General features: G+C 67.5%; 22 protein-coding genes. 7 read left to right on the top strand and 15 right to left on the bottom strand.

The genetic code is table 11. The annotated features are described in order from the left end of the window. The 4 genes from odhB to lpdA all read left to right on the top strand — a co-directional run bounded on the left by odhB (nt 1) and on the right by lpdA (nt 4,423). Nucleotides 1-1,536 carry a 2-oxoglutarate dehydrogenase complex dihydrolipoyllysine-residue succinyltransferase gene (gene odhB / locus F3H87_RS12200; protein ID WP_149788450.1) on the top strand — a complete coding sequence of 512 codons (1,536 nt, stop codon included), beginning with the start codon at nt 1-3 and terminating at the stop codon, nt 1,534-1,536. 52 nt (nt 1,537-1,588) lie between these two features. Next, complete coding sequence (locus tag F3H87_RS12205) at nt 1,589-2,560, top strand: glycosyltransferase family 2 protein (protein WP_149788449.1); 972 nt, start codon at nt 1,589-1,591, stop codon at nt 2,558-2,560. Further along, nucleotides 2,557-2,946 (top strand): MAPEG family protein, encoded by a 390-nt coding sequence (locus F3H87_RS12210; protein WP_149788448.1) that lies wholly within the window; start codon nt 2,557-2,559, stop codon nt 2,944-2,946. The genes F3H87_RS12205 and F3H87_RS12210 overlap by 4 nt, the downstream gene beginning before the upstream one ends. An 88-nt stretch (nt 2,947-3,034) precedes the next feature. Then, complete coding sequence (gene lpdA, locus F3H87_RS12215; protein WP_149788447.1) at nt 3,035-4,423, top strand: dihydrolipoyl dehydrogenase; 1,389 nt, start codon at nt 3,035-3,037, stop codon at nt 4,421-4,423. A 60-nt stretch (nt 4,424-4,483) separates the two neighbouring features. On the opposite strand, the gene F3H87_RS12220 is transcribed toward lpdA, so the two are convergent. From F3H87_RS12220 to F3H87_RS12235, 4 genes are read right to left on the bottom strand one after another with little or no spacing between them, the layout of a single operon-like run. Next, a complete protein-coding gene (locus F3H87_RS12220; RefSeq protein WP_149788446.1) occupies nt 4,484-5,086 on the bottom strand; it encodes a pyridoxamine 5'-phosphate oxidase family protein in 603 nt (200 codons plus the stop codon). A gap of 3 nt (nt 5,087-5,089) precedes the next feature. Beyond that, a complete protein-coding gene (locus tag F3H87_RS12225; RefSeq protein WP_149788445.1) occupies nt 5,090-5,818 on the bottom strand; it encodes a lysophospholipid acyltransferase family protein in 729 nt (242 codons plus the stop codon). Then, nucleotides 5,818-6,663, bottom strand: a complete 846-nt coding sequence (locus F3H87_RS12230) for a cell division protein FtsX (protein WP_149788602.1) — start codon at nt 6,661-6,663, stop codon at nt 5,818-5,820. The genes F3H87_RS12225 and F3H87_RS12230 overlap by 1 nt, the downstream gene beginning before the upstream one ends. Before the next feature lie 59 nt (nt 6,664-6,722). Then, complete coding sequence (locus F3H87_RS12235; RefSeq protein WP_149788444.1) at nt 6,723-7,400, bottom strand: cell division ATP-binding protein FtsE; 678 nt, start codon at nt 7,398-7,400, stop codon at nt 6,723-6,725. A 163-nt stretch (nt 7,401-7,563) separates the two neighbouring features. Between F3H87_RS12235 and F3H87_RS12240 the strand changes: the two genes are divergently transcribed. After that, nucleotides 7,564-8,607 (top strand): zinc-ribbon domain-containing protein, encoded by a 1,044-nt coding sequence (locus F3H87_RS12240; protein ID WP_149788443.1) that lies wholly within the window; start codon nt 7,564-7,566, stop codon nt 8,605-8,607. Nucleotides 8,608-8,610: 3 nt separating this feature from the next. On the opposite strand, the gene F3H87_RS12245 is transcribed toward F3H87_RS12240, so the two are convergent. From F3H87_RS12245 to mgtE, 4 genes are all read right to left on the bottom strand, one after another. Beyond that, nucleotides 8,611-11,232: a TIGR02302 family protein gene (locus F3H87_RS12245; protein WP_149788442.1), complete on the bottom strand. Its 2,622-nt coding sequence runs from the start codon at nt 11,230-11,232 to the stop codon at nt 8,611-8,613. 34 nt (nt 11,233-11,266) lie between these two features. Further along, nucleotides 11,267-12,532: a diaminopimelate decarboxylase gene (gene lysA, locus F3H87_RS12250; protein ID WP_149788441.1), complete on the bottom strand. Its 1,266-nt coding sequence runs from the start codon at nt 12,530-12,532 to the stop codon at nt 11,267-11,269. Nucleotides 12,533-12,613: 81 nt separating this feature from the next. Continuing rightward, nucleotides 12,614-13,174, bottom strand: coding sequence for a 5-formyltetrahydrofolate cyclo-ligase (locus F3H87_RS12255; RefSeq protein WP_223228052.1), 561 nt, complete (start codon nt 13,172-13,174; stop codon nt 12,614-12,616). Next, on the bottom strand, nt 13,171-14,562 hold the full coding sequence (gene mgtE, locus F3H87_RS12260; RefSeq protein ID WP_149788440.1) for a magnesium transporter: 1,392 nt from the start codon (nt 14,560-14,562) through the stop codon (nt 13,171-13,173). Before mgtE ends, F3H87_RS12255 begins: the two co-directional genes overlap by 4 nt. Nucleotides 14,563-14,682: 120 nt before the next feature. On the opposite strand from mgtE, the gene guaD reads away from it, so the two are divergent. Then, the gene (guaD, locus tag F3H87_RS12265; RefSeq protein ID WP_149788439.1) at nt 14,683-15,984 is read left to right on the top strand and encodes a guanine deaminase; all 1,302 of its coding nucleotides are present in this window, start codon (nt 14,683-14,685) and stop codon (nt 15,982-15,984) included. A 92-nt stretch (nt 15,985-16,076) separates the two neighbouring features. On the opposite strand, the gene F3H87_RS12270 is transcribed toward guaD, so the two are convergent. The 7 genes from F3H87_RS12270 to F3H87_RS12300 form a co-directional block, all read right to left on the bottom strand. Beyond that, on the bottom strand, nt 16,077-16,928 hold the full coding sequence (locus F3H87_RS12270; protein WP_188129215.1) for a lysophospholipid acyltransferase family protein: 852 nt from the start codon (nt 16,926-16,928) through the stop codon (nt 16,077-16,079). A gap of 67 nt (nt 16,929-16,995) precedes the next feature. Further along, nucleotides 16,996-17,274 (bottom strand): HPr family phosphocarrier protein, encoded by a 279-nt coding sequence (locus tag F3H87_RS12275; protein WP_149788437.1) that lies wholly within the window; start codon nt 17,272-17,274, stop codon nt 16,996-16,998. A gap of 8 nt (nt 17,275-17,282) precedes the next feature. Further along, nucleotides 17,283-17,675 (bottom strand): PTS sugar transporter subunit IIA, encoded by a 393-nt coding sequence (locus F3H87_RS12280; protein WP_149788436.1) that lies wholly within the window; start codon nt 17,673-17,675, stop codon nt 17,283-17,285. Then, nucleotides 17,672-18,610 carry an RNase adapter RapZ gene (rapZ, locus tag F3H87_RS12285; RefSeq protein WP_223228053.1) on the bottom strand — a complete coding sequence of 313 codons (939 nt, stop codon included), beginning with the start codon at nt 18,608-18,610 and terminating at the stop codon, nt 17,672-17,674. Before rapZ ends, F3H87_RS12280 begins: the two co-directional genes overlap by 4 nt. A gap of 12 nt (nt 18,611-18,622) precedes the next feature. Next, nucleotides 18,623-19,153, bottom strand: a complete 531-nt coding sequence (locus tag F3H87_RS12290) for an HPr kinase/phosphorylase (protein WP_223228054.1) — start codon at nt 19,151-19,153, stop codon at nt 18,623-18,625. Beyond that, nucleotides 19,095-20,819 (bottom strand): sensor histidine kinase, encoded by a 1,725-nt coding sequence (locus F3H87_RS12295; RefSeq protein ID WP_149788434.1) that lies wholly within the window; start codon nt 20,817-20,819, stop codon nt 19,095-19,097. The genes F3H87_RS12290 and F3H87_RS12295 overlap by 59 nt, the downstream gene beginning before the upstream one ends. Then, nucleotides 20,819-21,520: a response regulator transcription factor gene (locus F3H87_RS12300; RefSeq protein WP_149788433.1), complete on the bottom strand. Its 702-nt coding sequence runs from the start codon at nt 21,518-21,520 to the stop codon at nt 20,819-20,821. Before F3H87_RS12300 ends, F3H87_RS12295 begins: the two co-directional genes overlap by 1 nt. Nucleotides 21,521-21,892: 372 nt before the next feature. Between F3H87_RS12300 and F3H87_RS12305 the strand changes: the two genes are divergently transcribed. After that, entirely contained in the window at nt 21,893-23,491 is a 1,599-nt protein-coding gene (locus tag F3H87_RS12305; protein ID WP_149788432.1) for a phosphoenolpyruvate carboxykinase, read from the top strand. Nucleotides 23,492-23,554 lie beyond the last annotated feature (63 nt).

The raw sequence follows: 23,554 nt of genomic DNA on the forward strand, positions 1-23,554 counted from the left end.
ATGACGACAGAAGTCCGCGTTCCCACCCTGGGCGAATCCGTGACCGAAGCGACGGTCGCCACATGGTTCAAGAAACCCGGCGACAGCGTCGCCGCCGATGAAATGCTGTGCGAGCTGGAAACCGACAAGGTCACCGTCGAGGTGCCCAGCCCCGCCGCCGGAGTGCTGGCCGATATCGTCGCGCAAGAGGGCGAAACCGTCGGCGTCGACGCCCTGCTGGCCAATATCGCCGAAGCGGGCGATGCCGGCGCCACGACCGTCGAAGAGCGTCCTTCGCAGAAAAAGCAGGACACCGCCGCCGGAGAGAAAGCTGCCGCAAGCGGTGGCAAGGAGGTCAAGGTCATGGTCCCCTCGCTGGGCGAATCCGTGACCGAGGCGACCGTCAGCACCTGGTTCAAGAAGGAAGGCGACAGCGTCGCGCAGGATGAAATGCTGTGCGAGCTGGAAACCGACAAGGTCTCGGTCGAGGTGCCCGCGCCCGCCTCGGGCACGCTGACGAAAATCGTCGCGGGCGAAGGCACCACCGTGGATGCCAGCGCCCAGCTTGCGGTGATCGCCTCCGGCGACGCGCCCGCAGCCGCCGCGCCGGCCGATCAGGGCACGGCCCCGCAGGCCGCCACCGCAGCCACCGGCGCCCGCGATGTCGAAGACGCCCCCAGCGCGAAAAAGGCGATGGCCGAGGCCGGGATCGACCGCGACGCGGTGCAGGGTTCGGGCCGCGACGGCCGCGTGATGAAAGAGGACGTGGCAAAGGCCCTGTCGGCCGCCACCGCCCCGGCGCCGCAGGCCGCGGCCCCCGCGCAGGCCCCCCGCGCCCCCGTCGCAGCCGAGGACGCCGCGCGCGAGGAACGGGTCAAGATGACCCGCCTGCGCCAGACCATCGCCCGCCGCCTCAAGGACGCACAGAACGCCGCCGCGATCCTGACCACCTATAACGAGGTCGACATGACCGAGGTCATGGCCCTGCGCAACGAATACAAAGAGCTTTTCGAGAAAAAGCACGGTGCGCGCCTGGGTTTCATGTCCTTCTTCACCAAGGCATGCTGCCATGCCCTGAAAGAGGTGCCCGAGGTCAACGCCGAGATCGACGGCACCGACATCGTGTACAAGAACTTCGTGCATATGGGCATCGCCGCCGGGACGCCGCAGGGCCTGGTGGTGCCGGTGATCCGCGACGCCGACCAGAAAAGCTTTGCCGACCTGGAAAAGGAAATCGCCGAAAAGGGCCGCCGCGCCCGCGACGGCAAGCTCAGCATGGCGGAAATGCAGGGCGGCACCTTCACCATCTCGAACGGTGGCGTCTACGGCTCGCTGATGTCCTCGCCGATCCTGAACCCGCCGCAATCGGGCATCCTCGGGATGCACAAGATCCAGGACCGCCCGATGGTCATCAACGGCGAGATCAGGATTCGCCCGATGATGTATCTCGCGCTCAGCTACGATCACCGCATCGTCGACGGCAAGGGCGCGGTCACCTTCCTCGTCCGCGTCAAGGAGGCGCTCGAAGACCCGCGCCGCCTGTTGATGGATCTCTAGGACATATGGGGCGGGCCCTATCGCCCGCCCCTGCTCGACCTTGGCAGCCCCCATGACCCATCCCCGCACCGCCCTCGCCGCCTGTATGCGCAACGAAGGCATCTTCGTGCTGGAATGGCTCGCCTGGCATTCCCTGCTGGGGTTCGACCGCATCTTCGTCGTGACGAATGACTGCACCGACGGGTCCGACGCGCTGCTCGGCCACCTCGCCGCGCGTGGCCTTCTCACCCATATCCGGCAGGACGTGCCCGCAAACTGCGCCCCGCAGGATGCCGGGATGGATCACGTGCTGACCGCCTGCCGCGCGGCCGGGATCACCCATGTCCTGCATATCGACAGCGACGAATTCCTGCTGCTCGACGGCACGCTTGCCGATCTGCACGCCCGCACCGGCGAAGCCGACGTGGTGCCGATCCCGTGGCGCATGTTCGGCGACAGCGGCGTGACCGGCTGGTCCCCCGGCGATCTCGTGACCGAACGCAACACCTACGCCGAGCCCGCGCCGGAGCCCGGCGTGACCAAGTTCAAATGCCTGTTCCGCGTGGCCAGCTTCGCCCGCGCCACCGATCACAACCCGCAGGCCCCGCTGGTGGACGACCCGCAGGTACGCACGCCCGATGGCGTGCCGCTGTCCAATGCCACGCTGGCACAGGCCAAATCCAGCCGCTTCCGCCCGCATGACCTGGCCTGCGCCACCACCACCGCGCGGCTGAACCACTATGCCATCCGCTCCGAGGACGTGTTCCTGATGAAGAACGACCGCGGCGACGGGCAGGGCAAGACGGGCGAGACGAAATACCATCTCGGCTCGAACTGGCACCGCACCGCCAACCGCAACGACGTGCGCGACGACAGCATGGCACCGCACCTGCCCGCGATCCGCGCGCGCCTGTCCGACTGGCGCGCCGACGCCGAAACCGCCCGGCTGGAACGCGCCTGCAAGGACTGGTTCACCGCCCGCCGCGCGCAGCTGCTGACACCGCAAACCCGCGCGCTCTGGACGCGCCGAAAGGGGGCCGCATGACCGCCGAACTGACCGCTCTCACCCTTGCCGCGCTGTTGCAGATGCTGCAATTCGTGGCCTATTCCATCACCGCCAACCGCCAGGTCGGCCCGCGCTACGCCATGTCCCCGCGCGACGAGCCGCGCCAGCTGACCGGCACCGCCGGGCGGCTGCAACGCGCGCTGACCAACCATTTCGAGGGGCTCATCCTCTTCACCGTCGCGGTGGTGGTCGTCACCCTCTCCGACCGCTCGAACGCGATCACCCAGATGGCCGCCTGGGTCTACCTGGGCGCGCGCGTCCTTTACGTCCCCGCCTATGTGCTGGGGCTCAGCCCGTGGCGGTCGCTGATCTGGTTCGTGGGCTTCCTCGCCACGTTCGCCATGCTGGTAATGCCGCTCATGTAACTTCATCTTGCCTCAAATACTCCGGGGGGCCGGCCACAGGCCGGCGGGGGCAGCGCCCCCTCCCCGCCCAACCGAAAGGATCTGACACATGGCATCTTATGACGTGATCGTAATCGGCGCAGGCCCGGGCGGCTATGTCGCGGCCATCCGCTGCGCGCAGCTGGGCCTGAAAACCGCCTGCGTCGAAGGGCGCGAGACGCTGGGCGGCACCTGCCTTAACGTGGGCTGCATCCCGTCCAAGGCGCTTTTGCACGCCTCCCACCAGTTGCACGAGGCCGAGCATAACTTTGCCGCCATGGGCCTCAGGGGCAAGGCGCCCAGCGTCGACTGGAAACAGATGCTCGCCTACAAGGACGACGTGATCGGCCAGAACACCAAGGGGATCGAGTTCCTGTTCAAGAAGAACAAGATCGACTGGATCAAGGGCTGGGCCGCAATCCCCGAGGCCGGAAAGGTCAAGGTCGGCGACGAGGTGCACGAGGCGAAAAGCATCATCGTCGCCTCCGGCTCGGAACCCAGCAGCATCCCCAATGTCGAGATCGACGAAAAGACCGTGGTATCCTCGACCGGCGCGCTGGAGCTGCCCAAGGTGCCGAAAAAGCTGGTGGTGATCGGCGCCGGCGTCATCGGGCTGGAGCTTGGCTCGGTCTATGCCCGGCTCGGGTCGCAGGTCGAGGTGATCGAATTCCTCGACAAGGTCACGCCCACGATGGATGGTGAGGTTTCCAAGGCCTTCCAGCGCCTGCTCAAGAAACAGGGGCTGAACTTCACCCTGGGCGCCGCCGTGCAGGGCGTCGAGGCGATGAAGACCAAGGCCAAGGTCACCTACAAACTGCGCAAGGACGACAGCGAACACACCGTCGATGCCGACGTGGTGCTGGTGGCGACGGGCCGCAAGGCGTTCACCGACGGGTTGGGCCTGCAGGCGCTCGGGGTGGAAATGACCGATCGCGGTGTCATCCGCACCGACAAGCAATGGGCGACGAATATCCCCGGCATCTATGCCATCGGCGACGCCATCGAAGGCCCGATGCTGGCCCACAAGGCCGAGGATGAGGGCATGGCCGTGGCCGAGGTGATCGCCGGCAAGGCGGGACACGTGAATTACGGCGTGATCCCCAGCGTCATCTACACCCACCCCGAGGTCGCCAGCGTCGGCCAGACCGAAGAGGAACTCAAGGACCAGGGCCGCGCCTACAAGGTCGGCAAGTTTTCCTTCATGGGCAACGGCCGGGCCAAGGCGGTGTTTGCCGGCGACGGCTTCGTCAAGATCCTGGCCGACAAGGACACCGACCGCATCCTCGGTGCGCATATCATCGGCCCGTCGGCGGGCGAGCTGATCCATGAGGTCTGCGTGGCCATGGAATTCGGCGCCAGCGCCGAGGATCTGGCACTGACCTGCCACGCGCATCCCACCTTCTCCGAGGCGGTGCGCGAGGCGGCGCTGGCCTGCGGCGACGGCGCGATCCACGCCTGATACGGGCGGGGCGCGTTCACCGGGCGCGGCGGCATCCGCCGTTAAAGGCCCGGTGCCTGCCTACCACATCGTTCCTGCGGCGCGGGCGGCCCAGCCCGCGTCATAGGCTGCGCCGCCCTCGTCCCCGTCCGACGCTTCGCGCAGAATGTCGCCGACGCTGGGCAACCCCTCGGAATCGTCGCGCGCCCACAGCCCGGCGCGGATCGTCGCGCGGGCGCATTGGGTATAGATTTCACCGATACGGATCACGATCACCGTGGCGGGATATTTGCCCTGCCGTTCGAAACGCCGGCGCAACGCGTCCTCGGCGGTCAGCCGCGCCTGCCCGTTCAGCCGCACCACCGTGTCCGACCCCGGCACCATGAACATCACCGAAATACGCCCGTCCAGAACGATGTTCCTCAGCGTGTCCAGTCGGTTGTTGCCACGCCAGTCCGGAAGGGCAAGCGTGTGCTCGTCCAGTTCCAGCACCACCGGCCCGTCATCGCCGCGCGGGCTGCCATCGGTGCCCTGCGGCCCGACCGTGGACAGCACGCAATAGCGCGAGGTCATGATCCAGCGCCGGTACAGCGGCGTCATCCGGTGCACCACCTTGCGCAGCGATGCCGCGCCGGGGGTGCCATACAGCGCCTCCAGCGTTTCAATGTCGTCGATTGTCTGCATCGGTCACTCCCCGGGTTCGAAACCCGCTTCGCGCATCAGCCTGTCCGAATGCGCCTCAACCTCGCGCTCAAGATGCGCCATGAAACTTTGCCGGTCCATGCCCGGCGCGATCCGCGGCAGGAACTCGACCACCGCCAGCCCTGGCTTGCGCAGGATGCCGGTGCGCGGCCAGAACAGCCCGGCATTCGTCGCCGCGGGCACGCAGGGCTGGCCGAGTTGCTCATACAGAACGGCGGTGCCCACCTTGTAGGGCGCGCGCGCCCCCGGTTTCACCCGCGTGCCCTGCGAATAGATAATCAGCTGTCCGGGCTGCGCACGGCCCTTTTCCACGTCCTCGATCATCCGGGCGATGGCCGCGCCGCGCTTGCCGCGATCGACCGGGACGCAGCCCAGCCGCCAGGCATAAAGCCCGATCACCGGCGTCCACAGCAGTTCGCGCTTCATGATGAATTTCGCCACCGGCGCGTAGTAGAAGATGATCAGGATATCCAGGAAGCTCTGATGCTTTGCCGCGATCAGCACCTCGTCGGTCGGCACCTCGCCACGCACCTCGTGGCGCAGGCCCAGCATCCAGCGCGCGCTCCAAAGCGCATAGCCGGCATAGGTCTGGCAGGCGGCGCGCGCGCCGCGCGGGCTCAGCGCGGCCCAGGGCAGGAACACGATCCCCAGCACCCCCATCGCCAGGTAGACCTGGATCACATAGACCAGCGACTTGATCCATTGCCACGACATCACGGCAGCTCCCTCAGCGTCCGGGCGGCGGCCAGGTGCGTCGCCAGGAACGCCACCAGCGCGGCCAGCAGCGGGATCACCAGCGGCAGCAGCCACCCCGCCCCCCGGAACCCGAGGCCGGTCAGGAACCCGCCCGTCGTCTGCGCCGAGGGCAGCAGCAGGATCGCCCCGATCCCGGTCACCACGCCGATCGCCGCGCCGGTCAGCGTGCGCAGCGTATACCGCCGCACGAAGGCCTTGGCGATATAGCTGTCGCGCGCGCCCACCAGCCGCAGCACCGCGATCACCTGCGCATTGGCCGCCAGCGCCGCGTTGGCCGCCAGCGTGATCATCGCAGCCATCGCGCCGAAGATCAGCCCGATCGACACCCAGCCCAGCAGCCGCAGCCGCGAGGCCGCGCTGACCAGCGGCCGCCGCCAGCGCGTGTGATCGTCCAGCACCGCGCCCGGCACCTCGGCCGACAGCCGCAGCCGCAACCCTTGCGCGTCATAGCCGTCGGCGGTTTCGATCACCTCGATCAGTTGCGGGATCGGCAGGGTTTCCACCGGCAGGTCGGGGCCGAACCACGGCTCCAACAGCGCGCGCTGTTCCTCGTCGCTCAGCGCGCGGGCGCTGGCCACGCCGGGGGTCTGCTCCAGCACGCGCAGGGCGGCCTGCGTCTGCGCGTCGATCTGGTCGGCGGGGGCGGATATGCGCAGGGTCGACGACCGCGCCAGTTCCTCGCCCCAGCGGTCGGCCATGCGGCCCGTCGCCACCGACAGGGCCAGCGCGAACACCGCCAGGAACGCCATCGCCGCCGCGCTCAGCAGCGTCAGCCGCGCGGTGATGCCCGTCGGCGGCACCATCCGGTCGGCCTGCGCGTCGCCCACGATGAAATCGGCGACCTGGCTGAAATCGGGGCGCTTCACAGGTCCGCCCCCGCCAGTTGCAGCCGCCGTCCGGCGATGCGCAGCACGCGCGCCTGCACCTGCCCCTTGGCCGCGCGGATCAGGTTCAGGTCGTGGGTGGCGATCATGATCGTCTTGCCCATGCGGTTCAGCTCGACCAGCAATTGCAGCAGGCGCTGCGACATTTCCCAGTCGATATTGCCGGTGGGCTCGTCCGCAAGGATCACGTCGGGCGACATGATGACCGCGCGGGCCAGCGCCGCGCGCTGGCGCTCGCCGCCCGACAGTTCCGGCGGCAGCGCATCGGCCCGCGCCTTCAGCCCGACCCAGGACAGCAATTCGCGCAGGTTCACCGACTCGTCCAGCGTATCGCGCCCCGACACGGTCAGCGGCAGCGCCACGTTGTCGGCCACCGGCAGATGGTCGAGGAACTGCACGTCCTGGTGCACCACCCCGATCCGCCGCCGCGCCAGCGCGATATCGTCGCGGTCCATCGCGCGCACATCGGTATCGAACAGCCGGACATGCCCCGCCGTCGGCATCAGCGCGGCATAGCACAGCTTGAGGAACGTGGTCTTGCCCGCCCCCGAAGGCCCGGTCAGGAAATGAAACGACCCCGGCGCAAGCTGCAGCGATATGTCGCTCAGCAACTCGCCCCCGCCATAGCTCATGGCCACGTTTTCCAGCTCGATCACCGCGCCAGCCCCCTTTTGGCTTCTTCTGCACGACACGGGCCACAGTTGCAATCGGGATGCAGGCGCGCGCAGGTCTCTGTTTACACTTTTCGGATGCGCCTTTGCCACATATAGTGGCCCCACAAGGCATTAAGCCAATCATACGGGGCCACGAGGGGGCAGAATGCGACTGGTTTGCCCGAACTGCGGCGCACAATACGAGGTACCGGACGACGTGATCCCCCATGGCGGGCGCGACGTGCAATGCTCGAATTGCGGCCATACATGGTTCCAGGTCCATCCCGAACAGGATGCCGGCCTTGCCGAGGATCTGGGCGAACCGCCCGCGCAGGACGATCCCGAAACCGACCTGACCGAACCGGCCCCGCCCGAGGACGATGCCGGCATGTGGGATGCGGCCGGCGACGACCTGCCGCTTGCCGACGGGCTGCACCCGCCGGTGCGCGATGGCTGGGACGAGGACGACGGTGACAGCGATATCGCGCCGCGCCCGTGGGACAGCCCCGCCGCCCGGATACCCACCCCCCCGGCCGAAGATTACGAAGACGATTACGAAAGCTGGGACGAGACCCCGCCGCCCCCGCCCGAGCCGCGCCGCAACCTAGACCCCGGCGTCGCCGACCTGCTGCGCGAAGAGGCCGAGCGCGAGACCCGCCAGCGCGCCGCCGAACGCGGCGGCCTGGAAACCCAGCCCGAGCTTGGCCTGTCCCAGTCCGACGAGGACGAGACCGCGCGCCGCCAGCGCGAGGCGCAGGAACGCATGGCCCGGCTGCGCGGCGAACAGCTGCCCGACACCGACCCGCAAACCGGCGCGGACAGCGCAGCAATGGCCGCCGCCGCCAGCGCCGCCGCCTCGCGCCGCGATCTGCTGCCCGATATCGACGAAATCAACTCGACCCTGCGCTCGACCTCGGATCGCCGCCCGGCGGCCTCTGCCGGCGATCACGAACATCCCGGCCCCGACGAAGCGCCCGCGCAGGCACCCCGCCCCGGCGGGTTCCGCCGTGGCTTTTCGCTGGTGGTACTGCTGATGGTGCTGGCGATCGCGCTCTACGTCTTCGCGCCGTCCCTGGCCGAGATGCTGCCCGCCCTGCGCGACCCGCTGGCGGCTTATGTCGAGATGATGAACGGCCTGCGCCTGTGGATCGACGAACAGTTGCGCGGCGTGCTGAGCTGGCTCGACGGGCTGTCCACCACCGGGGGCTGACGCTCAGAACCGCTCCAGCAGGCGTCTGAGGTAATCGCGTTCATCTTCCGTCCGGTCGGCATCGCCCGACCGGCGGCGGATCTCGTCCAGCAACTCGCGCGCCCGGCGATAGACATCCTCGCCCTGCAGCATGTCGTCGCCGGTATCCAGGCTTTGCCCGCGCGATCCGGGGTTGCGGCCCAGCGGGTCGCGCTGCGCACCCTGCGCGTCGCTCATCTGGGTGTTCTCGCCACCCTGCTGCTGGCGCTGCTCCTCGGCCATCGCTTCGCCAAGGTTGCGGATACCGTCGCGCAGCGCGTCCATCGCCTCGGCCTGGCGGTCGATCGCCTCGGGCAGGTCGTCGTCGCGCAACGCATCCTCGGCCCCGTCCATCGCGCGGCCCGCCCGGTCCAGCGCCTCGCGCGCGGCCTCGCCGGCCTCGCCGCCGACACCGGGCAACTGCCCGCGCTGGCGGTCCAGTTCCTGACGCAGGGCGCGCTGGCGGTCGGCCAGCGACTGGTCCAACCCCTGCCCCTCGCCCTGCCCCTGTCCGGGCTGGCCCTGCTGCTGGCCGGGTTGCTGACCCTGCCCTTGCTGGCCCTGTTGGCCCTGACCCTGTTTCTGGCCTTGCTGCTGCCCCTGACCCTGTTGACCCTGCTGGCCTTGCTGACCGGGCTGCTGCCCCTGCTGCTGGCCCGGGTTGAACTGTTCCTGCAAATCGCGGAACGCCTGGTCCGACAGGCCCTGCTGGTTGCGCAGGGTTTCGGCCAGCCCCTCCATCGCCTGCTGTCCCGGCGATTGCTGGCCCTGTCCCTGCCCTTGCGTGACCTGCATGTTCTCAAGCATCCGCTGCAACTCTTCCAGCGCCTGCTGGGCTTCGGCCATGCGGCCCTGCTCCATCAGCTCCTGTATGCGATCCATCATGCGCTGCAGGTCGTCCTGCGTCATGGTCATGCCCTCGTTGGGCATCTGGTCGCCGTTCTGCTGCGCCTGTTCGTTCTCGCGCTGCGCCTGCTGGGCCAGCTGCCGCATGTAATCGCGGGTGGCGTCGCGCAACTCCTGCATCAGGCGGGCGATCTCTTCGTCGCTGGCGCCGTTCTTCATCGCCTGCTGAAGCCGCTCCTGCGCCTGGCGCAACCGCTCCAGCGCGTCGTCCAGATCGCCATCCTCAAGCTCGACCGCCAGATCCCACAGCGCCTGCGCGATCTCGTCCTGCTTTTCCACGCTCAGCCCGTGGATCAGGTTCGCCTCCAGCCGCCGGATGATGCCGCGCAGCCGCAGGTAATCGGTTTCGCGCTTGAACACGCCCTCCTCGGGGCGGTGGCTCAGCGTGCGCAGAATCTGCGCCACCCGCCGGCCGTTGTCGCGTGTCCACAGCAGGTCGCGCCGCTGCTCGATAATGGCCGAGGCCATCGGGTCGAAGAACCGCCGCGCCGGCAGGTTCAGCACCTTGGGCTGCGCCTGCCCGGTCAGCCCGGCGGCATCCTCGACCGTCACGGTCAGTCGCACCGGCAGACGCGCCCACGGGTGCTGCGAGAAATTGTCGACCAGCCGTTCCTCGAACTCGGCGCGGGTGCCGGTGATCGGCAGCGGCACCGGCATCTCGATCGCCGGGCGCGGCTCGGGATCGGCGGTCAGCCCGTGGCGGCGGTCGACCGCCGCAAGGTCCAGCTCGATCCGCGCGGTGCCGCCCACCACGCCGTAATCGTCGCGGGCAGTAAAGGGCAGCGTCATCTGCCCGTCCACCGATGTCTCGGCCTCGCCCGTGATCTCGACCGACGGGGCGCCGTCGGGGCGCATGGCGATCTGCCAGCTGCGCCCGCCGGGGCCGCTGACCGCAAGGTTGCCGGATTGCGCGACGGTGAAATCCTGTTCCGGCGCCGATGCGGGCGGCACCTCGCCGGTGCGGCCCGACACGGTTTCATCCAGCGTCAGGTCGCCCACCTTGCCGTAGAACCGCAGGATCACCCGGGCGTCCTGCGGCACCTCGATCCGGTCGGCCCGGATATCGGCCATGTACAGCGTGGGCAGCCCGGTATAGGCGGGCGGCTCGATCCAGCCCTCCCAGGCCGGGCCGGTGGCCAGCGCCTGCCCGCCGCCGGGCGTCATCTGCGTCACCGTGCCGACCCGCAGGATCGAGCCGAACAGGATCGCCACCGCCAGCGCCAGAACCGCGACATAGCGCAGGGCGAACGGGTCTTTCCGCGATACGCGCAGGTCGGGTTCGACCGCGCGGGCATTGCGCGCCACCGCCGCCGCCCGCGCCTGGTGCGCGCGCCACAGCGCGACCGAGGCCGGATCGTCCGCGCCGATGGCGGGCTTGTCCAGCAGCGCGCCGATCGGACGGCCGGGCAGCCGCGCGTCCATCCGCGCCAGCGCCTCCATCCGGCGCGGGATGCGAAACGCCCGCAGCCCCCGCCATGAAAACCACAGCACCGCCGCACCCGCCGCCACGATGGCGGCCCAGACCGCCTCGACCGGGGCGCTGTCGTGCAGGCCCAGCATCAGACCGGCAAGGCACAAAAACAGCACGGTCCAGACCGGCCAGAACGCCTGCGTGATGCGCTCGGCCCAAAGGCCTGCCCAGGTCAGCGCCAGCGAACGGCGGAGTTTCGTCCAGTCGGCTTGCGGTTCGGTGTCGGTCATACGCCCTTTCCCGGGCCGGGACGCGCCAATCGCGTCACAGCCATTCGGGAATGGTATCGCGGTTTATGATTTCGTCAAAGGTCGGACGTCGGCGGATAACCGCGAATTGATCGCCCTTCACCAGAACCTCGGGGATCAGCGGGCGGGTGTTGTATTCGCTCGACATCACCGCGCCATAGGCCCCCGCGCTGCGGAAGGCGACCAGATCGCCCTCGGCCAGCGGCGGCAGGGCGCGGCGTCTGGCGAAGGTATCGCCGCTTTCGCAGACCGGGCCCACCACGTCGTAAAGCTGCGGCTCGGTCGCGGGCGCGGGTTCGTTCACCGGGACGATATCGTGATGGGCATCGTACATCGCCGGGCGGATCAGGTCGTTCATCGCCCCGTCGAGGATCAGGAAATCGCGGTCCTGCCCCGATTTCACATAGATCACGCGGCTGACCATGATGCCGGCGTTCCCCGCGATCAGGCGGCCCGGCTCGATCTCGATCTCGCAGCCCAGATGCGCCAGTTCCTCCTTGACCATCTGGCCGTATTCCACCGGCAGCGGCGGGGCGGTGTTGTCGCGGGTATAGGGAATGCCCAAACCCCCGCCAAGGTCCAGCCGGGTGATCTCGTGCCCGTCGGCGCGCAGCGCCTCGGTCAGTTCCGCCACCTTGCGGTAAGCCGCGCGATAGGGCTCCAGATCGGTCAGCTGGCTGCCGATATGCACGTCGATCCCCACCACCTTGATACCCGGCAGGCTGGCGGCATGGGCATAGACCGCGCGCGCGCGGCCGATCGGGATGCCGAACTTGTTTTCCGCCTTCCCGGTCGAGATCTTCTCGTGCGTTTTCGCATCCACGTCCGGGTTCACCCGCACGGTGATCGGCGCAATCACGCCCAGCGACAGCGCGACCTCGCTCAGCGCCTGCAATTCGGGTTCGGATTCCACGTTGAACTGGCGAATCCCCCCCTCCAGCGCGGCGCGCATCTCGTCGCGGGTCTTGCCCACGCCGGAAAACACGATCCTCTCGCCCGGCACGCCCGCGGCGCGCGCACGTGCGTATTCCCCGCCCGAAACCACGTCCATCCCCGCGCCCAGATCGGCCAGCGTGCGCAGGATCGCCTGGTTGCTGGCCGCCTTCATCGCGTAACAGACCAGGTGTTCGGTGCCCTCCAGCGCCTCGTCGAACAGGCGGAAATGCCGCGTCAGCGTGGCGGTGGAATAGCAGTAGAACGGCGTGCCCACGGCGGCGGCGATCTCGGCCACCGGCACGTCCTCGGCGTAAAGCGCGCCGTCGCGATACAGGAAATGGTCCATGCGCTTGCGTCCCCTTGCGTCAGGCCGCGTCATAAGGCGTTCCGGCCCGCGGCGAAACAGGAATCTTGCCGCCTGCCGCGCTCAGTCCGGGGTGATGATCCCGCGCTCGGTCACGATCAGGTCCAGCGGCTGGTCGGTCGGCTCCAGCGGCAGGACGTCGGCCTCCTGCGCGGCATAGGCAAAGCCGATGGCCAATGTCGCGTGATGGGCGCGCAGCCGTTCCAGCGTGCGATCATAGAACCCCCCGCCATAGCCCAGCCGCCCGCCCGTGCGGGAAAACGCCACCAGCGGCACGATCACGATCTCGGGTTCCATCCAGTCGTCGACCTCGGGCACCTGCGCGCCGAACGGCCCGTCGCGCAGCGCGCAGCCCGGCTCCCACCGCGAAAACCGCAGCGGCAGCCCCGTGCCCTGGATCACCGGCACCCCCACCGGGCCATGCGCCGCCGCCTCTTCCATCGCGGGCAGCGGGTCGATCTCGGTGCGCATCGCCATGTAGCCCGCCAGCGGCACGCCGCGATAGCCGGCCAGAACCTCGCTCAGGTAACCGCAGGCATTGCCGCGCGCGGCCTCGTGCGCCGCCTGCCGCCGGGCGAACCCCGCCTGCCGCGCGGCCACCTTGGCCATGTCCGGCGCGCTCATAGCAGCCACAACACGGCCAACCCTAGGAAGGCGAAGAACCCCACCACATCGGTCACCGTCGTCACGAACGCCCCCGAGGCCAGCGCCGGGTCGATCCCCATCCGGTCCAGCAGCACCGGGATCACCGTGCCCGCCAGCCCCGCCACCACGAGGTTGATCACCATCGCCGCCGCGATCACGTAGCCCAGTGCGGGCGAGCCGAACCAGACCAGCCCGACGACCCCCATCACCGCGGCAAAGACCACGCCGTTGACCAGCCCCACCAGCACCTCGCGGCGGATCACCCGCCACACGTTCGATCCGGTCAAATCCTTGGTCGCCAGCGCCCGTACCGCCACGGTCAGGCTTTGCGTGCCCGCATTGCCCCCCATCGAGGCCACGATCGGCATCAGCACCGCCAGCGCCACCACCTGCGCGATCGCATCCTCGAACTGCGCGATCACCAGCGAGGCCAGCACCGCCGTCACCAGGTTCACCGCCAGCCACGGAAACCGCCCCCGCGTGGTTTCGATCACCCGGTCGGTCAGGCTGCCCTCGCCCACACCGGCCAGGCGCAGGATGTCCTCCTCGTGCTCCTCGTCCAGCACCGCCATCGCGTCGTCGATGGTGATCTGCCCCACCAGCCGGCCGTTCTCGTCCACCACCGGGGCCGAGATCAGGTGATACTGGTTGAACGCATAGGCCACGTCGCCCTCGTCCTGGTCGACGGGAATGACCTTGAAGATCTCCTCGGTGATGTCGACCAGCCGCACGTCGCGGCGCGAGCGCATGATCTTGCCCAGCGTCACGTTGCCCACCGGATGCATCCGCGGATCGACCAGCACCACGTGATAGAACTGGTCGGGCAGGTCCTCGTGGTTGCGCAGGTAGTCGATGGCATCGCCCACCGTCCAGTGTTCGGGCGCGGCCACCACCTCGCGCTGCATCAGGCGGCCGGCGGAATATTCCGGGTAGCTCAGTGCCTGCGCCACCGCCGCGCGGTCGGGTTCTTCCAGCGCGCCGAGGATCGCCTCCTGCTGCGGCTCGTCCAGATCCTCCAGCAGGTCGACCACGTCGTCGCTGTCCAGCTCGCGCACCGCGTCGGCCAGAACCGCCGGGTTCAGGATCGCGATCACCTCTTCGCGGATCGACTCGTCCAGCTCCGACAGGATGTCGCCGTCGAACTCCTTGCCGTAAAGCTCGATCAGCCGGCGCCGGTCATAGGTGTTGATCTGTTCCAGAAGGTCGGCGATGTCGGCCGCATGCAGCGGCTCCATCAACTCGGTCAGCGCGGTGGCGTCGCCCACATCGACCGCATAGAGGATCGCCGCAACCGTCCTCTTGTCCAGAAGATAGGCTTCTTCCTCGGCCTCCGGGCGCTCGTCGATATCGGTGTCCTGCTCGGTCATACGCGCCCCCGTTCCGATTTGCCCCCTCATATCCGATTGCGGCGGCGCAAAACAATGGTCAGCGGCAATTTACGCCCCCTTTGCGGCACAGTAGGATCACCCGGGCACAAGGGGACGGCGATGAACGGCAAGACACTGCTTCTGGGACAGACACTCGGCTTCGCGGGCGACCCGTTTTCCGACGGCACCGGCGCCGCGCGGCATGACGCGCATGGCGGCGTGCTGATCGAAAACGGCCGGATCGCAGCCTTGGGCGATGGCGCCGGGCTGCGCGCCGCCCACCCGGACGCGCAGGTGATCGACCACGGCCGCGCCCTGATCTCGGCAGGCTTCGTCGACGCCCACGCGCATTACCCGCAGACCGCGATCATCGCCAGCTGGGGCAAGCGGCTGATCGACTGGCTGAACACCTACACCTTCCCCGAAGAGGCGCGGTTTTCCGATCCCGCCCATGCCGCCGACATCGCGGGCCGCTATCTCGACCTGATCCTTGCCAACGGCACCACCACGGTGGCCAGCTATTGCACCATCCACCCCGCCAGCGTGGACGCGCTGTTCGCCGCCGCGCAAGAGCGCGGGATGCGCCTTGCGGCAGGCAAGACCTGCATGGACCGCAACGCCCCCGACACCCTGCGCGACAGCGCGCAATCGGCCTATGACGACAGCAAGGCGCTGCTGGAAAAGTGGCACGGCAAGGGGCGGCTCTCTTATGTCATCACGCCGCGATTCTCGCCCACATCGACGCCCGGACAGCTTTCGGCGCTTGGCGCACTCTGGGCCGAACGTCCCGACTGCCTGATGCAGACGCATCTTTCCGAACAGGTGGACGAAATTGCCTGGGTCAAATCGCTCTACCCGCAGGCGCGCGACTATCTCGACACCTACGAGGCGCATGGCCTGCTGGGTGCGGGCGGGCTCTATGGCCACGCCATCCACCTGGAACCCCGCGAACGCGCCCGCCTGGCCGAGGTCGGCGCGGCGCTGGTCCATTGCCCCACCTCCAACACCTTCATCGGCTCGGGCCTGTTCGACATGGCCGGGCTGGTGGCCGAGGGACAGCGCATCGGGCTGGCCACCGACACCGGCGGCGGCAGCAGCTTTTCCATGCTGCGCACGATGGCCGCCGCCTACGAAATCGCCCAATTGCGCGGCCACGCGTTGCACCCCGCGCAGCTCTGGTGGCTGGCCACCGCCGGATCGGCCCGCGCCTTGCGGATGCAGGACCGGATCGGCAACCTCGCCCCGGGGATGGAGGCCGACCTCGCCGTGATCGACCTCGCCTCGACCCCCGCAATCGCCCAGCGCGCCGCCCGCGCCGGCGATCTGTGGGAGGCGCTGTTTCCCACCATCATGATGGGCGACGACCGCGCCATCGCCGCAACTTACGTGGCGGGGCGCCCCATACCCCGTACCAACGCCTGAGACCGCGCGGTTTTCGCGTCGAACCGCGCGATTTCGCTTCATCTTGCCGGAAATACTCGGGGGGTTTGGGGGGCAACGCCCCCCGTCCGGTCTCAGTCGCGCAGGCCCAGGGTGTGTTCGCGCAGCCACGCCATGAAGGCACGCGGATCGCGGCCCCGCTCGGCGCATTCCTCGGGGCCGAGCGGATGCCCGATCACCGGCGCCTGCGGCTTGTCGAAGCTATGCACCACCTCGTGCAGCAAAAGCCCCTGCCGCATCACCGGCGAGATGCGGTTGGCCATCTGGTACCAGCGCGAATTGGCGCCGGGGAAAAAGCACGGCACCACCGTCGCGCCCGAGCGGCGGATCATCTTGGCGGTAAAGACGTTCCACTCGGCCTCGACCACCGGGCCGAACATGGTTTTCGACGTGGCCACCACCCCCGACGGGAACAGCGCCACCAGCCCGCCCTCCGCCAGGTGATCCATCGCCTGCGCACGCATGCGGATCATCTCCTGCTGCGCATCGGGCTGATGCGGGAACGGCACCGGGATCATGTAGGAGGCCGCGCTTTCGTCGATCCCGGTCAGCAGCGACCGCGTGAGGATGCGGTAATCGTTGCGCCGCCGCCCGATCAGGTCGGCCAGGATCATCCCGTCGACCAGCCCGTGCGGATGGTTGGCGACGAAGATCACCGGCCCGGTTTCGGGAATTCGCGCCAGCTGTTCCTCGGGGGTCTGCAGGTCGATCCCCATCACCTCCATCGTCGCCGGCCAGAACGCTTGGCCCGTCGGCGCGCCGCGGCGCTCGAACTCGCGGATGCGGCGCAGGATCGTCAGCTTGCCGGTCACCCATTCCATCGCGCGGATGATGGTCGCGGTCAGGGGCGTGTCGAAACTGTTGGCATAGGTCAGGCTGCGGCGGTCATACTTGGTAAAGACCACCTCCTGCCTGTCCCGCGGCATCACCCGGTTTTCTGCGCTGTCCACCACCTGGCCTGTGCCACCCTTGCCTGCCCCCGGTCCGCGGGGGCTACATGTCTTCGCCGAACCGGTCTTGTACCAAGGCTTCCAGCGCATCGGCAAGCGCCTCGGCATCCGGGCCGGATGTTCGCACGTCAATAGTGGTTCCCTTCGACGCTGCCAACATCAAAAGGCCCATGATACTGTCACCACCGGCGGACATTCCGTCACGGCTGATTTCCGCCGTCGCGTCGAACCCCTCGACCACCTCGACCAGTTTGGCCGAGGCGCGGGCGTGCAGCCCCTTTTCGTTCACGATCTCAAGCGTGCGTTCAACACTGTCCGACATGGGTGCCCTCAGTCTTTCGATATGTTCTGGCTGTCAATATACTTGCGCCCCGCCTCGGTCGCAGCGCGCACGGCGTCGCCCAGCGGCAGGTGGCGGCTTTTCGCAAGCTTGATCAGCATCGGCAGGTTGGCACCATACAGGATGCGGCGGCCCGCGGCCTCGCAGGCCGGCAGGCTGAGGTTCGATGGCGAACCGCCGAACATGTCGGTGACCACCACCACGCCGTCGCCACGGTCCACCTCGGCCGCGGCGGCGGCGATTTCGTCCTTCTTGGCGTCGCGGTCATGGTCGGCGTCGATGGCGATGGCGCGCATTCCGGGCTGCGCCCCCACCACGTGTTCGACGGCTGCAAGATATTCCCGCGCCAGCCCCCCATGCGCGACGATGACGATCCCGATCACGCCTTACCTGTCCTTGTCACCCGGGGCACACCGGCGCCGTCCCCTTGCGCCGGCTGCCGCCTTTCCAGTTCCCGGTGCCTAATTGACACCTGCCAGCCCTCTTCCGCAAGGGCCTTGCCCAGCATTTCCGCCAGCGCAACCGAACGGTGTTGCCCGCCCGAGCAACCAAAGCCGATTGCGAAATGCGCCTTGCCCTCGTCCAGATAGGCCGGAAGCAGCAAAAGCGCCAGATCCCGCACCTGGCCGAAGAAGGGGGCAAAGCGCGGATCGCCCTGCACATACTCGGCCACGGCCGGATCGCGCCCGTCGCCGGCACGCAGCGCGGGCACCCAGTAGGGGTTGCGCAGAAAGCGGCCGTCGAACACCATGTCGACCCCGCGCGGCAACCCGCGCTTGTAGGAGAACGAGTTGATCGTCACCGCCATATGCGCGCCGGTGCGCGGATTGAGCAGCCGGTGCAGGTCGTCGCGCAGCTGGTGCGGCGTCATCTCGGTGGTGTCGATCAGGATGTCGGCGCGGGCGCGGACCGGGCCCAGCAGGTCCTTTTCCAGCGCGATGCCCACCTCGGGGCTTTCGGCGGGCGCCATCGGGTGACGCCGGCGGGTGGCCGAGAACCTGTGCTGCAACTCGTCATCGGTGCAGTCCAGGTACAGCAATTCGGCCGCGATGCCCGGCCAGCCCTCAAGCCGGTCGATCGTCTCGATCAGGGCGGCGGTGGAAAAATCGCGGTTGCGGGTATCGAGCCCCAGCGCCAGCGGCCGCCCGCCCACCGGACCGTCCAGAAGGCGCGGCAAAAGGGTCAGGGGCAGGTTGTCGATCGCCTCGAACCCCATATCCTCGAGCACGTTGATCGCGGTCGACCGGCCGGCCCCCGAGGGGCCGGTCACCAGGATGACGCGATGATCCGCACGGATATCGGCAGGGGCTTGGGTCACGGGCCGGGTCTTTCATGCATATCTTCCATACCGGAGATATTGCACGATCGCCGCGGAAAAACAGCCCGTGCCGGGATTGTGAAACAGCGGCACCTCGCAGCCCAGCACCGCGCGGGTGCGCCGGGGCGGCAGGCGCCCGGCCTCGGGCGTGTCCAGGTCGACCCAGAGCGCCATCGGCACCGGCCCGCGCGGCGCGGCGTTCAGGATGCCGACGCCGCGCGCCTCGATCCGGCCGCGGATCGCCTCGGGCACATCGGCAAGAAGTCCATCGCCCACGCACCACAGGCAGGTGATATCGTCGGCCACCAGGTCGGCGCCCATCGCCATCAGTTGCAGCGCCAGCGCGGATTTGCCCGATCCGGCCCGGCCCGAGACCAGCACCGCCGCGTCGCCGACCGCGACGGTAGAGGCGTGGACATGCAGGGGCGTCCGCGCGTCGCTGCCGGGATCGCCGGCAGCGGGCGCATGGGCCGGGATCGCCATCTCAGACGGGCAGGCCCACGACGAAGCGCGCCCCGAGCGGTTCGGAAGTGATATCGGCATCCGTCGGCCGGATATTCTCGGCCCAGATCACGCCGCCATGCGCCTCGACGATCTGCTTGGAAATGGCCAGGCCAAGGCCCGAATTGTTACCGAACTGCTGTTCGGGCCGTTCCGAATAGAACCGCTTGAAGATCTTGGTCAGCGCCTGTTCCGGGATGCCGGGGCCGGTATCCTCGACCACCACCAGCACACGGTTTTCACGCTGCCGCGCCCAGACGCGGATCGCGTCGCCCTCTTCGCAGAAGGAGATTGCGTTGGTGATCAGGTTCACGAAGACCTGCGCCAGCCGCGCCTCAAGCCCCTGGATGACAATGGGCTGAGACGGCAGGTCGGTGATGAAGTCGATGCCATCCTCGTAAGCCTGCTGGCCGAGGTATTCGCTCAGGTTCGAAATCATCCTGATCAGGTCGAAGGATTCCTCTTCTTCCTTGACCAGTTCGCTGTCCAGCCGCGAGGCGTTCGAGATGTCGCTGACAAGGCGGTCGAGCCGGCGCACATCGTGGTCGATCACGTCCAGCAGCTTGTCGCGGTGCTCTTCCTTCTTGACCATGCGCAACGATCCCACGGCCGACCGCAGGCTGGCCAGCGGGTTCTTGATCTCGTGCGCAACATCGGCGGCGAACTGCTCGTTGCTGTCGATCCGGTCATAGAGCGCGGCCACCATGCCGCGCAGCGCGCCCGACAGCCGCCCGATCTCATCCGGGCGGGCGGTCAGGTCGGGGATGCGGATGCGGCCGCCGGCGCCGCTTTTGCGCTTGTCGCGGTCGCGGCCAAGCTCGGCCGCCTCGGCCAGGTCGGAAATCGGGTTGGCGATGGTCGAGGCCAGCACCAGGCTGAGGCCGATCGACACCAGCGTGGCGATGATGAACATGCGCAGCACGCGCTCGCGCTCGATCCGCACGGCGCGGTCGATCTCGCTGGAGCTGTTGGCCAGCGCGACGACACCGATCGCGGCGCCGTTATGCATGATGGGGGTGGCCACCGCGAACAGCGTGCCACCATCGCGATTCTGGCCGGTTATGGTGCGGGTATTGCCCGCCATCGCGGCGGGCACCATATCGCTGGCCTGCATTTCGGGCGATACCGGCGGCGCACCCGGGGCGGAGGGAAAGATCGACGACAGGCCCGACCAGAGCCGCGTCAGGAAATCGACGATGATCGTGCGCTCGTCATCCCCGGTGCCGGTATCGCGTGCATGAGCGACGCCAAGCCCTTCGAAGCTGCCAGCCAGCGCCCCGTTCCCGTCGTAGATATAAACCTCGACCCCGCGGCGCAGATCGAGCGAGTCGAGCGTTCCGGCCACGTCGATGCCGTCGCCGGTGGCCAGGTTGACCGGCGCACCGTCGGGCAGCCGCACCTCGAACACGTCGGCGATCAGCTCGGCCTCGCTGACCAGGGTGTTGGCGCGCTGCACCGCCAGCGAGTCGCGCGAGGAGTTGAGAAACAGGATTCCCGCCACCAGCACGTTCAGCGCGATCAGGTTGAAGGTGATGATCTTGCGCGTCAGCGGCGAACGGTTCAGCGAGAACATCCCGCGCCGCGCGCGTTTCACGCGCAGCTCTTTTTCAACGGTGCTGTCGGGGGCGACGTAATCGTCGCCCAGAACGACATCCCCGTCACGGGAGGGCGTGACGTCGCGCACTTTTATCCTTTCGGCGAGGGCCATTACTCTTCGTTGTAACGGTAACCGATACCATAAAGCGTCTCAATCGCCGAAAAGTCGGAGTCGACGCTCCGCATCTTCTTGCGAAGGCGCTTGATATGGCTGTCGATCGTGCGGTCGTCGACATAGACCTGATCGTCATAGGCCACGTCCATCAGCTGATCGCGGCTTTTGACGAAACCGGGGCGCTGTGCCAGCGCCTGCAGCAGCAGGAACTCGGTGACGGTCAGCGACACGTCCTTGCCCTTCCAGGTCACCGCGTGGCGCAGCGGGTCCATGCGCAGCTCGCCGCGCTCCATCACCTTGGTTTCCTCGGTGTCCCCGACGATATCGCCGGCCACGGCCTCCTGCCGGCGCAGCAGCGCGCGGATGCGTTCGACCAGCAGGCGCTGGCTGAACGGTTTTTTCACGTAGTCGTCCGCGCCCATGCGCAGGCCCAGCACCTCGTCGATCTCGTCGTCCTTGGAGGTCAGGAAGATGACCGGCATCGAGGTCTTCTGCCGCAGCCGCTGCAACAGGTCCATGCCGTCCATCCGCGGCATCTTGATGTCGAGAACGGCCATATCCGGCAGCTTCTTGTTGAAGGCGTCGAGCGCCGACTGGCCGTCATTATAGGTCTCAACCTCGAAACCTTCGGCTTCGAGGGTCATTGCAACGGACGTCAGGATGTTGCGATCGTCGTCCACAAGGGCGATCTTAGACATTGGGCTTGTCCTTGTACTGCTCTCACATTTTATGTTTTTCGGCACTATTCCTGAATTTAGCCTTGTCAGGCAACGATAATCTGCGAATCGACCGGCCAGAGACCGGATTTTCCACGAAAAATTACAAACTATTGCCGGAATTGACGCAGATCGGCCACACCCCGCCACGGGGCGCCGGGCGAAAAACCGCGCGTTTGCGCTAACCTGCGACTGGTTGCGCTAACTGTGCGAAAGCGTCCTGTTCCTTCATGGAAACGTCATGTTAAGAGGCCCGCATCGGGTCACGCCGGCCCGGTCAGGGACGCGCCCAGGCGCGCATCCCCGGTTTCGTACTGAACCGCCGCCATCCGCGCGGCTACAGGAGCTTGGCATATGGCATTTGGACGGGTGAACCCGCAATTCCGGCTTGAGGATCAGGGGATCGAAGGGCTGGGCAATGTCTATTACAATCTTATGGAGCCCGCGCTGATCGAAGCCGCGCTCAAGAACGACGAGGGGACGCTGGGCCGCGGTGGGGCGCTGCTGGTGACCACCGGCAAGTTCACCGGCCGCTCGCCCAAGGACAAGCATGTCGTCAAGACCGATGGCGTGGCCGACAAGATCTGGTGGGAAAACAACGCCGCCATGAGCCCCGAAGGGTTCGACGCGCTTTATGCCGACATGCTGGAGCATATGAAGGACAAGACCTATTACGTGCAGGATCTTGTCGGCGGCGCCGATCCGCAACTGTCGATCAACGTGCGCATGGTGACCGAGCTGGCCTGGCACGGGCTGTTCATCCGCCACCTGCTGCGCCGCCCCGACCGCGAGGCGCTGGAAAGCTACGTGGCCGATTTCACCATCATCAACTGCCCCAGCTTCAAGGCCGATCCCGCGCGCCACGATTGCCGCTCGGACACGGTGATCGCGCTCAACTTCGACCGCAAGCTGATCCTGATCGCCAATACCGAATACGCGGGCGAGAACAAGAAATCGGTCTTTACCCTGCTGAACTACCTGCTGCCCGAAAAGGGCGTGATGCCGATGCACTGCTCGGCCAACCACGCCACCGGCAACCCGGTGGACACCGCGGTGTTCTTCGGCCTGTCGGGCACCGGCAAGACCACGCTGTCGGCCGACCCCGAGCGCACGCTGATCGGCGATGACGAGCATGGCTGGTCCGAGCGCGGCACCTTCAACTTCGAAGGCGGCTGCTATGCCAAGACCATCAACCTCAACGCCGAGGCCGAGCCCGAGATCTATGCCACCACGACGAAATTCGGCACCGTGATCGAGAACATGGTCTTCGATCCCGAAACATTCGAGCTGGATTTCGACGACGACAGCCTGACCGCCAACATGCGCTGCGCCTACCCGCTGGAATATATCTCGAACGCCAGCGATACCGCGATGGGCGGGCATCCCAAGAACGTCATCATGCTGACCTGCGATGCGTTCGGCGTGCTGCCCCCGATCGCGCGGCTGACCCCGGCGCAGGCAATGTATCACTTCCTGTCGGGCTTTACCTCCAAGGTCGCCGGCACCGAGCGCGGCGTGACCGAGCCCGAGCCGACATTCTCGACCTGCTTCGGCGCCCCATTCATGCCGCGCCGCCCCGAGGAATACGGCAAGCTGCTGCAGGGCAAGATCGCCAAGCACGGCGCGACCTGCTGGCTGGTGAACACCGGCTGGACGGGCGGTGCCTATGGCGTGGGCAGCCGGATGCCGATCAAGGCCACCCGCACGCTGCTGACCGCCGCGCTGGACGGCAGCCTGAACGATGCCGAGTTCCGCAAGGACGACAATTTCGGCTTCGACGTGCCGGTATCGGTGCCCGGCGTGGCCGAGGTTCTGCTGGACCCGCGCCGCACCTGGGAAGATCAGGACGCCTATGATGCGCAGGCCGCCAGGCTGGTGCAGATGTTCGCCGACAATTTCGGGCAATACCTGCCCTATATCGACGACGACGTGAAGGCCGCCGCCATCGGCTGACCGCCGCACGGATTCGAAAGGCAAGGCCCCGGTCAGGCGACCGGGGCTTTTAAATTTACAAGC

Source organism: Lutimaribacter pacificus (genome assembly GCF_900142185.1).
Taxonomy (GTDB): Bacteria; Pseudomonadota; Alphaproteobacteria; order Rhodobacterales; family Rhodobacteraceae; genus Lutimaribacter; species Lutimaribacter pacificus.